Annotated in this window: 12 protein-coding genes and 1 tRNA gene; 4 read left to right on the top strand and 9 right to left on the bottom strand. The window is 54.9% G+C overall.

Translation table 11 applies throughout. The features are described from left to right. Positions 1–165 precede the first annotated feature (165 nt). Positions 166–897: a DUF1997 domain-containing protein gene (locus tag IQ254_RS25055; protein WP_228041073.1), complete on the bottom strand. Its 732-nt coding sequence runs from the start codon at positions 895–897 to the stop codon at positions 166–168. A gap of 213 nt (positions 898–1,110) precedes the next feature. Here IQ254_RS25055 and IQ254_RS25050 point away from each other — a divergent pair, with 213 nt between their 5' ends. Next, on the top strand, positions 1,111–1,773 hold the full coding sequence (locus IQ254_RS25050; protein WP_193968882.1) for an SDR family oxidoreductase: 663 nt from the start codon (positions 1,111–1,113) through the stop codon (positions 1,771–1,773). A gap of 107 nt (positions 1,774–1,880) precedes the next feature. Here IQ254_RS25050 and IQ254_RS25045 read toward each other — a convergent pair whose 3' ends face one another. Together IQ254_RS25045 and ppsA are read right to left on the bottom strand one after the other, a co-directional pair. Beyond that, complete coding sequence (locus IQ254_RS25045; protein WP_228041072.1) at positions 1,881–2,285, bottom strand: putative toxin-antitoxin system toxin component, PIN family; 405 nt, start codon at positions 2,283–2,285, stop codon at positions 1,881–1,883. 724 nt (positions 2,286–3,009) lie between these two features. Continuing rightward, positions 3,010–5,502: a phosphoenolpyruvate synthase gene (ppsA, locus tag IQ254_RS25040; RefSeq protein ID WP_193968881.1), complete on the bottom strand. Its 2,493-nt coding sequence runs from the start codon at positions 5,500–5,502 to the stop codon at positions 3,010–3,012. Between the two features lie 399 nt (positions 5,503–5,901). Here ppsA and IQ254_RS25035 point away from each other — a divergent pair, with 399 nt between their 5' ends. Beyond that, positions 5,902–6,114 (top strand): hypothetical protein, encoded by a 213-nt coding sequence (locus IQ254_RS25035; RefSeq protein ID WP_193968880.1) that lies wholly within the window; start codon positions 5,902–5,904, stop codon positions 6,112–6,114. 217 nt (positions 6,115–6,331) lie between these two features. Further along, on the top strand, positions 6,332–7,150 hold the full coding sequence (locus tag IQ254_RS25030; RefSeq protein WP_369011364.1) for an ABC transporter permease: 819 nt from the start codon (positions 6,332–6,334) through the stop codon (positions 7,148–7,150). 301 nt (positions 7,151–7,451) lie between these two features. Here IQ254_RS25030 and IQ254_RS25025 read toward each other — a convergent pair whose 3' ends face one another. The 6 genes from IQ254_RS25025 to IQ254_RS25000 form a co-directional block, all read right to left on the bottom strand. Next, positions 7,452–7,835 (bottom strand): phage holin family protein, encoded by a 384-nt coding sequence (locus IQ254_RS25025; protein ID WP_193968879.1) that lies wholly within the window; start codon positions 7,833–7,835, stop codon positions 7,452–7,454. Beyond that, the gene (locus tag IQ254_RS25020) at positions 7,828–8,289 is read right to left on the bottom strand and encodes a hypothetical protein (protein WP_193968878.1); all 462 of its coding nucleotides are present in this window, start codon (positions 8,287–8,289) and stop codon (positions 7,828–7,830) included. Before IQ254_RS25020 ends, IQ254_RS25025 begins: the two co-directional genes overlap by 8 nt. 53 nt (positions 8,290–8,342) lie before the next feature. Further along, positions 8,343–8,906 carry a DUF4126 domain-containing protein gene (locus IQ254_RS25015; protein ID WP_193968877.1) on the bottom strand — a complete coding sequence of 188 codons (564 nt, stop codon included), beginning with the start codon at positions 8,904–8,906 and terminating at the stop codon, positions 8,343–8,345. A 16-nt stretch (positions 8,907–8,922) separates the two neighbouring features. Beyond that, positions 8,923–10,017, bottom strand: a complete 1,095-nt coding sequence (locus tag IQ254_RS25010) for a MarR family winged helix-turn-helix transcriptional regulator (protein WP_193968876.1) — start codon at positions 10,015–10,017, stop codon at positions 8,923–8,925. Positions 10,018–10,074: 57 nt separating this feature from the next. After that, the gene (locus IQ254_RS25005) at positions 10,075–11,070 is read right to left on the bottom strand and encodes a hypothetical protein (protein WP_193968875.1); all 996 of its coding nucleotides are present in this window, start codon (positions 11,068–11,070) and stop codon (positions 10,075–10,077) included. Positions 11,071–11,293: 223 nt separating this feature from the next. After that, on the bottom strand, positions 11,294–11,965 hold the full coding sequence (locus tag IQ254_RS25000; protein ID WP_193968874.1) for an Npun_F0813 family protein: 672 nt from the start codon (positions 11,963–11,965) through the stop codon (positions 11,294–11,296). 270 nt (positions 11,966–12,235) lie between these two features. Between IQ254_RS25000 and IQ254_RS24995 the strand changes: the two genes are divergently transcribed. Continuing rightward, positions 12,236–12,308, top strand: a tRNA-Arg gene (locus tag IQ254_RS24995). Positions 12,309–13,148: the final 840 nt, after the last annotated feature.

Genomic DNA, 13,148 nt, shown 5'->3' with positions numbered 1-13,148 from the left:
GCTCCATAATATTGCTGGCTGAAACGTTCTATATCAGCCAGTTTCGGGCATGACGGGTCGTTTGACTTAACCCATGTCCGTTTTTCTTGGCGGCTCGTCACTGGACAGAGAACTTCCCACTGTCCAGATCTTCAAGATTTCAACCCTTTTATTGGCATCTAAAGCCTAGTGATTTTCTGTCCGTCGTCCCCAGTTTGACCAAAAGTGGTGCCCCCGATAGCTCTCAGGCAGGGGCCGACGATGGCTCTGGTGAAAATCTTCTTGTACCTTGCGGGTGAGTCGCTTCGACACCTGGCGTACCACCTGGTTTAGAAGGCGATCGCCTGACGCCTTGAGCAGGGACTGGGGTACCGAGTTGAGCATGCGCGGCATGTGAATTTTTACCCCCAGACTCAGTTCCCAATCGACCTGGGTTAGCGCCGTAGCCGGAGGAACCGCCTCTGCAATCTCTTGCAGCCGCATCACGGCATGAAAATCGACGTCGTAGCCCGGGGGTACATAGTGCGGCACCGACATGCTATCAATCCGGTAGACCTGGTGGTCGAGGGGAGATAGATATAGGCCCACCTTGGGTTCAACCTCGTAGCCCAGCACTGAAAAATGACCCACAACTAAAGCGTAGCCATGGTCAGAAATTGGCTCGACCTGCATCGGGTGAGCACAGCGAGTGAACCAGCCCTGGTGGCTATTGAGATAGTTGCCGACAGTACCGATGTCGGCAGACATATCCATTTTGCCGGCATAGTGACCCTCTAGCAGCAAACTACCTCCCCCTGGGGACATGTCAGCCCGATCCGAAGGCAATGGCTTGTTGTCGTTAACCGTCACACCGCCTACCTCAGTAGCCTCCTCACTAGAGACTAACGGCAACGCATCAATATTGTGAGCAGATGGCATGGATTCCAGAGTCACTGTACAACCAATTGCTTAAACGACACTAGAGAGCGAAATTGCATCAGAGCCTTCACCCATCGTAAAGGTTTACTATCCTAAGTGTGCCCCCTAGAACTGTCACTCCCATCACGGTTTGACTTTACTATCCTTAGACCGGTTCCCTTTTAAGTGGCCATTTCGTAAGATCAGGGCAGTTCTATATTGGGGAAATGAACGGTGAAAGCATTTGTTGCCGGGGCAACCGGAGCCACGGGCTCTAGAATTGTGGCTCAGCTCGTCGATCGCGGCGTACCAGTCGTAGCTTTTGTCCGCGATGCGGCCGCCGCTCGCACCCAACTGCCCCCTGAAGTCACCCTAATCGAAGGCAACGTCACCGACAAAGCCAGCATTCGCAGGGCTATTTTGGGCTGCACCGTTTTGCTCTGTGCCACCGGAGCTCGCCCCAGCCTCGACCCCACTGGCCCTTACCAGGTCGACTATGAAGGCACCAAAAACCTGGTCGATGTCGCCAAAGAAGCCGGTATTGACCACGTTGTCATGGTGTCATCCCTCTGCGTCTCGCGCTTCTTCCATCCCCTCAATCTATTTTGGCTGGTGCTCTACTGGAAGCAGCAGGCTGAGGCCTATCTGCAAGCTAGCGGCCTCACCTACACCATCGTTCGCCCTGGCGGCCTAAAGGATGACGATACCGATAGTCGTCCGCTGATCATGGCTCCAGCCGACACGCTCTTTGAGGGCAGCGTGCCGCGCCTGAAGGTAGCCCAGGTCTGCGTCGAGGCCCTGTACCTACCCCAGTCGCGCAACAAGATTGTGGAAATCGTGGCCCAGGAGAATGCCAGCGCACAGACCTATGAGACCCTGTTTGCCGGGGTGGCTTAGGCCCTGAATAACCCAGTGCTCTGTCAGTTTTATGGGGGAGATGTTTGCAGGGTGCGTAAGGTGCGATCGCCCATCAGCACTAACGAGCGTTATGTGGCTGATTGCTGTTAGCGAGCAAACAATTCTAAGACATCCCTGGCATTGAGTATCTGAATACCGCGATATGATTTTAGAATAAGTAAGTCATCATCTCCAGTCACGATAAAATTGGCTTCACCATTCGATGCAAGATTCAGGAATTTGTCATCTTTTGGATCTCTACAAATTTTTAAGTCTTCTGACACTTCGACAAGCTCAGCTTTAGCTAAAAGGGATTCCAAAAAATCCTCACGTTCATCGTTAGTCAAATATTTGTCAAATTTTCGGCGATTGATGACTTCCATTAATTCAATGGTTTCCGAAGAAATCAAGATGGTTCCATGGGCCAAAACAAAATAGAGCGCTCTGCCTGGAACTGAGTCTTTGAACAGAAGAGCACTAATCACAGTGTTGGTATCAAAAACAAAACGCAATTTACGAATCGGCTAGAATAGCATTAAGAATTTCTGGAGTTAAGCCTCGCTCTTGAGCTTTACGACTAATTTCCTCCATCACCTCCTCAAGGGGTCTAACTTGTTTGACAACTTCTTTTAGTTTTAGATTAATCAGTAAATCAATCTTTCTGCGATCTACTGCAGCAGATGCTTATGAAGCATCTGCTGTCTCAGCATCTACAAGGACTGTAATTGCACACATTTCCATAATTTTTGACCTTTTTGTAGCCTTCTTAAAAAATGATCTGGTCACCAAGTCTCTTATGTTTCATTAGAGGGCTCTAGAATTAAGTATCCATCAACTGATTTAGATTCAGCTATGGATTTCATCTGAGCTTCAAAAGCTGTAGGAGTAGTATTTGATGCTTCTAGCAATTTATATTGCCCCACATAACCTTCTAAAATATTATATTGTCTCTGTCAGGGTAGATAGGCAGAAACTTTCTGCCTATCTACCTCAATCTGCCAGATCGCGAGACACTTTCCGCATATTATCCGGATCTGGGTGGATAGCCCGAATCTTTCCGCATAGTCTAGCTATAGCACGATAGATCATGCGGTAGCACTTATCATGTAGTGTACTGATGACGCATGAATCTCCCCTCCAGAAGAGACCTCAAAAGCGGTTGAGCCAGTTCAGTAAAGCCAGCTGACGTGAGGTTTGACCAGTCCAAAATCGCCAGTCCAAAATCGGCAATTGGTATTAGCCTAGCTGCTGTTCCATATCGGCGATTTCCAGGCGGGTTTTGATCACCGTGTCGGGGTTGAGGCTAATGGAGTCGATGCCCTGCTCCACTAAGAATCTCGCAAACTCGGGGTAGTCGCTGGGCCCCTGGCCACAGATGCCAATTTTGCGGTTATTTTCTTTAGCCGTTGCGATCGCCATTTTGACCATGCGCTTGACCCCCTCGCTGCGCTCATCGAACAGGTGGGCCACCAGGGCCGAATCGCGATCGAGGCCCAGGGTTAGCTGAGTGAGGTCGTTGGAGCCAATGGAGAAGCCGTCAAACACCTGGCTAAACTCATCGGCCAGCACCACGTTGTTGGGCAATTCACACATGACGTAGACCTGCAGGCCATTTTCGCCGCGCACCAGACCGTGCTTGGCCATTTCTTGCAGCACCAGGCGACCCTCGTCGGGGGTGCGGCAGAAGGGCACCATCAAAATCACGTTGGTGAGGCCCATGTCATCGCGCACACGTTTGAGGGCCTGACATTCGAGGGCAAAGCCGTCGCGGTAGCGATCGTCGTAGTAGCGCGAGGCCCCGCGCCAGCCGATCATGGGATTTTCTTCGGCGGGCTCAAAGGTGCTGCCGCCGAGCAGGTGGGCGTACTCGTTGCTCTTAAAGTCAGACAGACGCACCACCACCGGCTTCGGGTAGAACGCAGCCGCCAGAGTGCCCACCCCCTGAGCCAGCCGATCGGTAAAGTAGTCGGGTTTGTGGTCGTAAAGGGCCGTGAGCTGGTGAATTTGGCGTTTTTCGGCCCCATCGGGCAAGTCATTGAAGTTCAGCAGGGCCAGGGGGTGCACCTGGATGTGGTTAGCAATGATGAACTCTAGCCGCGCCAGACCGACCCCATCGCTGGGGAGGGCGGCCAGGGTAAAGGCCAGCTCGGGGTTACCCACGTTCATCATGATTTTGGTGCGGGTTTCGGGCAGGCTGTCGAGCTGGGTGGTTTCAACTCGAAAGGGGATCTCGCCGCGATAGATTAGCCCTTCTTCGCCTCCAGCGCAGGTGACGGTAACAGTCTCTCCGGTGGTGAGTAGCTGGGTAGCGTTGTCGCAACCGACGATCGCCGGTATGCCCAGCTCCCGCGCAATGATGGCGGCGTGGCAGGTGCGCCCGCCCTGGTCGGTGACGATCGCACTGGCCTGCTTCATAATGGGCTCCCAGTCGGGGTCGGTGCGAGCGGTGACCAGCACTTCACCCGGGCGAAACTGAGCGATCTGGTGCACATCGAGGATGACGCAGGCTTCTCCCTGGCCGATTAGATCGCCCACGGCCCGACCCTTGGCCACGGGTTCGATGCCATTGGGCACCTCCAGAATGTACGATCGCAGCTCGTTCTGAGATTTTTGCGACTGCACCGTTTCAGGCCGGGCCTGGACGATGAACAATTCCCCCGTCAAACCATCCTTGGCCCACTCAATATCCATTGGGCTGTAGGTGCCCCGCAGCCGGGTGTAGTGGTCTTCGATGGTGCAGGCCCATTGGGCCAGCTGCAAAATGTCGTCTTCACCAATGGCAAAGCGGTTCTGATCGGCCAGGGACACGGGCTCATTCTTCGTCAACTCGGTGCCGGTGGTGTCGTAGACCATGCGGAGGGACTTGGTGCCCAGGCGCTTGTTAAGAATGGGCCGATGGCCCGATTTGAGCGTGGGCTTAAACACCACGTACTCGTCAGGGTTGACGCTGCCCTGCACCACGTTTTCGCCCAGGCCATAGGCGGCGGTAATCAGCACCGCATTCTGGAAGCCGGTCTCAGTATCGATGGAGAACATCACCCCCGAGGTCGCCAGATCGGAGCGCACCATGCGCTGAATGCACACTGACAGGGCCACATCAAAGTGGTCAAAGTTTTTGGTGGTGCGGTAGGAGATGGCGCGATCGGTAAACAGCGAGGCGTAGCACTTTTTGCAGGCAATCAGCACCGCCTGATCGCCGTAGACGTTGAGATAGGTCTCCTGCTGGCCCGCAAAGCTGGCGTCGGGCAGGTCTTCGGCGGTGGCGCTAGAGCGCACGGCCACATCGACTTCGGTGTAGGCGTTGTCCGCTAGGCACGACTGATCGCCCAGGCAGAGGTTTTGGCCCGCCTGTTCGCACATCTGGTGGTAGGCGTTGAGAATGGTCACCTTGAGGTCGTCAGGAAAGGTGGCGTTGAGAATCAGCGATCGCGCCTTGCGACCCCGCCGCCTGAGCTCAGTGACATCGTTGATATCAAAACCGCCTAATACCTCCCGCAGTTGAGCATCAAGTCCTGTTTTCTCAATAAAGTAACGATAGGCGTAGGAGGTGGTGGCAAACCCCGACGGTACCCGAATGCCCTGGGGCGTAAGCTGCTGAATCATCTCCCCCAGGGAAGCATTTTTGCCGCCCACAATGGGCACATCCTCTAACCGCAACTCGTTGAGCCAGAGCACCAACCGCTGATCGCGCTGCACCAGGGGGAGTTGAACTGTAGAGGTCGATACCATGGGATCACCTTTAAATCACATTAATCAATAGAACTGCCGCACGGGGCAATGTCCCCATCCACAGAAACGTAGAGCTGATCTGCGGGCATCGGGGCGCGATTTTGCCTCAGTAAGACGTTGCCAGTGCGCGCTGCACCTTCATGCTAAAAAGCTAGAGATCAGGCAACAAGCCAGTCTAAATTTTCGTGTCTTGAATGCAATAGATGTATACAAGCGTAGAGATTGTCTAGAACGCCGGTACAGAAACCCGGTTTCTCAGCCAGAATGCCAGTTATACCGTTAGGGCAGTGACAAAGAAACCGGGTTTTTAGCCATACTGTAGCGATGCTCTAGGCTTCGGCAGCCTTTCTAAACTGCTGTTACAGTTATTCATAGTTCTCCACTCAACCGGTTTGACCGATGGATAGTCGCGAGCTCGCCCAATTTATTGAGGCCAGAGATGGTATCTCTAAGCCCTGGCTTTTGGTGCTGCTGCGGTTGACGAAACTGCAAGAGCGCAAAGACACCACCCCCCCTGAAGCCTATATGGAAGAACTCAGTGCCCTGCACCAGGAGCTGATGAATTTAGGTGAGTGGTGGGTCGGTCGTGAGGATGAACTGCTTAATCCCTAAGGTCTTGGCGTGCTTAATCGGTAGGCTTCGGGTTGCCTCTATCACCAAAACTGCATGGTGTCAGGCTGGCCATTGGGCTCCGCCCAACGGGTTCCTAAGCGCCAAACCCGACCAGATCTACGGGCTGGCTGAGCCCACCTAAATTCAGGACTGGCTGTCGAGGGGCCCCCGACGCCTTAAACTATTAAGAAGCGTTACAAATCCTGCCGTGACCAACATTCTTTCTCGTCCCCGCCAGCGTCAGATCGGGGTGCTGCCCCTACGAACCCTCTGGGCTGATACCCTGACCGTATTTTGGGGCGACTGGCTCGATCTGCGCGTGCGCATTCCCCAGGTGGCGGCGTCGGGGCTAGTATCGCCGCTGATCTATATTTTGGCCTTTGGCCTCGGCTTGGGCAATTCCATCGACCAGGTGACGACCCCCTCGGCGGGCGACACCTATCTGGAATTTATTCTGCCGGGGATGGTAGCGCTGTCGTCCATGGTGATTAGCTTTGGCGGCACCACGTTTTCGATCTGCGGCGATCGCCTCTTCACCAAAACCTTCGAAGAGATGCTGCTGTATCCCGTTCATCCCCTGGCCCTGCATTTGGGCAAGATGCTGGCAGGCGTTGTGCGCGGCATGATGACCGCCGGGTCGGTGATTGTGGTGGCCATTCTCTTCACCGGGCGGTTTTGGAGCTTTGTCAATCCGCTGTTTTTGCTGCTGGTGGTGCTCAATTGCGCCGTATTTGCGGGTTTGGGGGTGATTGTGGGCTTGAACGTCAAATCCCTCGAGAGCGTGGGCCTATTCAATAACTTTTTGATTGTACCGATGTCGTTTTTGGGCGGTACCTTCTTTGACCCCAGCAGTTTACCGGTGGCCCTCAAGGCGATCGTCTACCTGCTGCCCTTGACCTACACCACCGTAGGTTTGCGAGCGGCGGCCTACAAACCCCTGGCCGAGTTTCCCTGGTTTACCATTCCCATTTTGGTGGTGGTGGCAGGGGTACTAGCGGCGATTGGAGCGCGCCAGTTTTCCACCCAGCAGGATTGACCCACGTCGCTGCTGAAGGGGGTTTTGATTTAGCACGGTTTCCCCAGGTAGAGCGATGGCTCAACGATGTGGCTAATCAACCCAACTACGTTCCCATTACTCAGACGAAATCCGATTTGGGAAACCCCGATTCATAATCAGCAACCTCGTAGGGGCATAGCATGCTATGCCCCTACGAACCGGGGGTATTCAGGCAGGATTTGGTCTCAGACGAACTTCTAGCCCAAGGTGATTTCTGGGAAACAAAATACCAGGATGGGGAAGTTCTTGCTAAGCAATCTCCCAAGGTCTTGACGCAGACCTATTCTTTGGCCTGAAGCAAGGCTAGCGATCGCGCCAGTCTGGCCTGAGTTTGGGTCATCACCGGGCCGCGCAGCTGGAGTCGCCCTAGCACTAAAAAGAGCAGCCCCAGCACCAGGTTAGTGGCCGCCACAGCTCCAACTGCCTGCCACCAGGTGAGCCCGCAGGCTTGGGCAAATATGATGCCAGCGACCTGGGCGAGCACGGCTGCCGTTGCCATCAGGCCAATGCCAATGCCCACCATGACTACGCCGCCAATTAACCGTCGGCTTTCGTAGCTGGCCTCCTGCCTGGCCACATCGAGGTGCATATCAACCAGTACTGTGCCCACCCGCAGCACTCGCCGCAGGTAGTCTTCGAGCTGATCTAAGGCCGAGCTAGCCACGCTTACCTCCCAACAGCAGACCCAAAATAAACCCCAGCCCCAGGGCGATCAGCAGGCTGGTGCCCAGGTTGCTGCGGGCCTTTTTCTCCAGCTCGGGCAGCATTTCGGCTTTAAACTCGTCGATTAGGTGCTCGGTGCGGGTTTCCAGATCGCTCAGCAGCTGATCAACGGTCGAGGGCTCGGTGGCCTCAGCCTCGGTGGCAGGCAGAACCGGAGCAGCATCGTTGCCAGCGGGCTGAACCAGGGTGGCGAGTTCAGCCAGGTGGTGCCGGGTGAGGGTTTGGGTGTGGTCAGTTTCACCGCTAATGTAGGCTACCGCCAGATCGAGGTCACCTGCGGTCTCTAGCAAGTTAGATTCGATCAGCTGGGGCCATTCGGATAAAATCAGCGGTACCAGGGCGTCAAAATGATGCTTAAAGGCAGCTTGGGAGAAGGAAACGGTGGAGATAGCCATGACTTAAGGCGCAACTGGGTAGCAAGCGGGAGCTAGCAATATCTAATCATGCTCTAGGAGCTACGTCGTCGTTTGTAGCCCCAGCGACGAGCGATCAGATACAGCAGCACCCCTACGATGATTAGTACCAAAATCGGCACGGCGATCGCCAGTACCGAAAGGATGGTTGAGCTCGCCAACTCCGTCGTTGAAACCGCTATGTTGCCCACCGGGCCACCAGCGGCGGTGGAGGTCAAGCGCGCTAAGCCAGTAAATGCCTGGGTGCTGCTGGCTATGCCACCCCCGGCAATCAGCGCCAGGCTCCACTGCAAGAAGGGGTTCATGTCGCCGCCAGTCACGGCCAGGGTCAAGACGGTACCGGCGATCGCAGCAGCGGGCAGCTCTACCGCATCCATCAGGTTATCGACCACCGGCACAAAGTAAATCAGCACCTCCAAAGCCGTAGCGGCGGCCAGGGCAATGAGGGCAGGCGTCGTAGCCATCCAGGCCATAGTCGGCGTCAGGGTCAGATAGCCCTGGTGGGCGGCAACCCCCGCAACTAGGAACGGCACTAAAATTCTGAACCCAGCCGCAGCACTGAGGCCAATACCAATGGCAATGTGCAGCAATACATCCATGGTTTCTCGAGGTCAGTTACTCATCGGCGATCGGAACAACGGGCTCTACCGGGTCTTGTCCCAGGGAGAATACCTGGCCATCGATCAACAGTCGAGTAATGCCCTTCGCCTGTAGATAAGGACTCGTCGTTTGCAGCAGTGTACCGTCGGGCACCTTGACGACTCGCTGGTTGCGGCGTGAGAAGCGACGGGCCACATTGTGGTTTTCAAATACAGGCAGCGTGCAAGATTCGCCTTCATCCTCAGGGATTTGCCCGAGTTCGGCAAAGGTACGCAGCGGCAATACTACCAGCTCCGACGAGGTGCGCTCTACCACGACGTAGCAGAGCGGGGGCAGGGCTGCCGCCGTTAATGGAGAAATTTCTAAAACTTCGAGATGAGGCGTAGCTTTGCCATCGTCACCATTCCAGTCATAGGCCTCATCGCCGTCGTCGTCGCTATCGTCGTCATCGCCATCGTCGTAGTCGTCGTCGAGGGCAGCAGCGTCATCCCAGTCGTCGTCAAGGTCGGCCTCCACCTCGTCGGCTGAGGGCTTAGCGGCTTCGGTGAGAGCAGGCTGGGCTGACTTCAGCACTGGGCGAGCAGGCTTGGCGGCGGCGCCCTCGGCTTTACCCGCTTCAGCCTGGAGCGCTTCGGTGTCAACCGACTCAGGCAGCGAGAGTTGGGTCGATTCAGGGTCGGGGTCAGCGGCAGTAACCGACACCTCACTCGTTCGCGATCGCCGCTTGCGAGTCGGTTTAGTCGAGCTGGTCGCCGTCTCAATGGGCTCAGGGGCAGCAGCCGTCTCCGTCACCTTAGCCTCAGCGGTGCTCTCGTCAACGGGAGGCGGGTCAGGCTGGGGGGCTATTTTCTGTTTACTCCGAGGCTTGGCCTTGGCTGAAACCGCCTCCTGAGGTAGGGCTGGAGGAGTCACAGTCTTATCGGTAGTGCTCCGCTTTTGCTGAATCAGACCGCTGTACTCAGCCTCAGGCAAGCTGGCCTTAAGCAACCGACTAATGGTGCTGTTACTGACTCCATAGCGCTCTGCCAGAGTTGATGTCGTTTCCTGGGGCTGGCGGTACAGGCTCAAGATAGATGTCTTGTCAGCCTCAGTCAGCTTTTTGGGTGCCATGCCGTAGGTTCCGTAACAATGCCATCTAATATCTTAAGGCTAATCCCTGCCGGAGCTTCAACTGCGGCGACGGCGGGCACTGCGCCGAGAATTTACAGAAACTGAATGTTCGACCACGGCCCCCATGCCAAAAAATATGGCCGAAAAGGTCCAGAACACTTCCCACAAACTGCCCTCGACATAGGTACCCGTATTGACGGCATAGGCAAAAAACATGTCGGCAATGTAAAGGCAAAAGGCTGCGATCGCAATCAGCTTCCATGACTGCGAGTAGCGCCCGCCCCAAAAAGCCACCAGCAGCGTACCGGCGATAATCAGCAGCACCACATCGCCAATCAAATAGAGCAGACCTACTCCATCTTCCAACGGTTCGAGCAGACCATCCAGCATCAGCACCCAGCCCGGTGCTGATGCCGGTTCTGCCACCGGCTCTGGTACCGCTAGCGGTGCAGCCTCAGGGACGGCCTCAGGGACAGCCTCAGGCGCTACTTCCTGGGCCAAATACAGGGCCGGAGGCTGAGCACCGGGTACCACGGCCGCCTCAGCAGCTGCCAGATTGACGAAAATCGTCAACAAAATACCGCCTAAACCAATACCCACCACCATCAGCCACTGAGGCGTCTCTAGGTTTAGCCGACGGGGCAGCACCGCCTTGAACATGCCCGCCGCCAAAAAGATGTAGCTCAAGATATAGAAAAAATCGCCTAGGGATACCGCCGGGTCAAGCCCCCAGATATTGCCCCAGAGAAAGAACAGCACATTGCCCATGACGTAGGTTAACAACCCCAGGCCAATCCAAAACCAGACATTGCGCCCACTGACAATCTGAGTGCTGCGCCAGTTGCGAAAACAGAGCAACGACGCCAGCAAAAACGCCCCTGTCTCCAGCAAGTTAATGCCCAGCAAAAACCAAACAGGCTGCGCACCGTCTTCTCCTGGAGCGTTAAATAGCAGGAAAAACAGCAGCGCAATTATCCCCCAGGCAATACAGCCACCCACCAGTAGCGGTGTAGCTGAGTCACGGGCAGGGGAAGCAGGTGAAGACTTACTCAAGGGTTAACTCCTAACGGAACTCAATGGCACAACGGCCAGGTGATAGACACAACGCCCCTCAGAGAAGGACTTGCAGGCTCGCAGCATGGCTCAGCTCCGGCAGCACTAGCGCATGGTGAATTGTATCGAGTCATCACGCCCTTGGACTGCTCAACCGAGAGAATTGTGCTAATTAGTCGCGCAGAGCAATAATTCTTAAACTCATGCCAGCAGACCATTGCGCCTATACCCAGATCTTGCCCGCGGGCGACTGCTGCAGCCAGGTGCGAAACTGAGCCTGCTCATTAGAGCTGAGATCTTCTAGGGCCTCTAGAGCCCGGTCAGCAAAGTTGGCATTGCCAAAATAGTCTTTGCCCATGCGATGCATTTCTTCTAGCAGGCGGTGCAGGTGGTGATCTTGCCAGGGCGGCAGTTGGGACATCGCCAGCGGGTCTATGGTCAGCAGTTTTTTGACGGCATCAGGGGTGGCCACCTGAGGGAATTTCCAGGCGGTAAACACTTTGGCGATGTCACCCTCAAACTGTCGAGCCTGCTTCCCCCCCAGGAGGTCTTCTACATCCATATACAACACCTGCAGCATCAGCAGGCAGGCTGTAATAAACACCGATGCCGCTGGTGGAGTACCGGTATCTCCGCCCGTGTCATGGTCGGCCTGTTCGAGGCGAATCTTACCCCAAATGCTAAAGCGTTCGGGTTCTTCAAGCAGCACACAAGCTTTGCCTCGGTTATCGGTCAGGTCACGCCACAGCGCCCTGGCATCGTCTTCTTGAGCCGCCGTAAACACGCTGAGCAAGCGAAAGGTTTGCCCCTGGTAGGACAGGATCGGGATCTGTTGATCTTTTCGAGGATGATGCATCGTTCTGATGTCAACATCCTGTCGCTTGAGGATAAACATGTTATGGCCTGCTGACTCCTAGCTGAGGTGAGTACCTGCAGTAGGCGGCGGCTGTAACGGTAAACCGCACCCTTAATACTGCGTGATCGAGAGGAATAAAGTCTGGCAAACCTCGCAAACTCTACGAATTAAACCTGATCTACGAGCTAAGAGATTCATTTTAGCGGCCTCTACCACGCTGGTATTACTTCACCGCTGTTTTCTCAACATTTTATTTGCCTTAGTCTGCCCTGACAGCAGCTTATACCCTCTAAAATAAGGCAGCACCTTGGGCCATTAGCTCAGCGGATAGAGCAACCGCCTTCTAAGCGGTCGGTCGCTGGTTCGAGTCCAGCATGGCCCGTTAGCGCCTGCAGCAGCAGCTGTTCATTAGCTCTGGGACATAGCCATATTCCCTGTCTAATGCATCTTAGGGAATTTTACTGGCCCTGGGGTCGCCTCGCGTTTCCCTACCCCGTGAATAGGGGCCGATTTGTTCCAGAGCTGCGATCGCGCTTTTGATGCCCTGGTAGGTCTGCTTAAGTAGTATGACCTTGGCTTTGTCGCTGGTTCGGCATGTAGGATGCGGCTGGATGACTCGCTGTAGACAAAATCCTCGATGGGCGACCAACGGGGCTACCAAGCGAAACCGTAGGTATCCCATGTCACAGGCGACAAGCACATATGCTCTGTGCCAGTCGCCCTGAAAAATGGACTAGGTTTGGCCTATTCTGCTCTGTGCCAGTTGTCTCAACGCCTGGTTTTGCCGTTCTAACTAAAAGTCGCAGTCAAACCTTTCTGTTGGCCGAGATGTCTTATGTAGAGAGGGTTTCCGAAAAAGACTTGGCCACGGAGTGGTTGCGGCGCGGGCAGCTAGTCTGAACCATAGCGTGGCCTGATCAGGTGCGTACCATAGTTAAAATATGGCAAAACTTTCTAGCTATCCACCCGGATCCGGATAATATACGGAAAGTTTCCAGCGATCTGGCAGATTGAGGTAGATATACCGAAACTTTCTGCCTATCCACCCTGATGGGGACAATATGTGGAAACTGTCTCTCTAATAATATTGTTATGCGCGCGACTCGAAGTCGTTCGGGGGAGTTGGAAAGGACTCCTAAGTTCTTTCCCTGCTAGTGTTCAAGCAGATGTCCGCCTCGGAATGTTCAACCCGTAAGGGGAGGGCAGTATCAGCAGACGAGGT

The sequence above is a fragment of the Nodosilinea sp. LEGE 07088 genome (assembly GCF_015207395.1).
Lineage (GTDB): Bacteria > Cyanobacteriota > Cyanobacteriia > Phormidesmidales > Phormidesmidaceae > Nodosilinea.
This window is presented reverse-complemented; position numbering and strand designations above follow the sequence as displayed.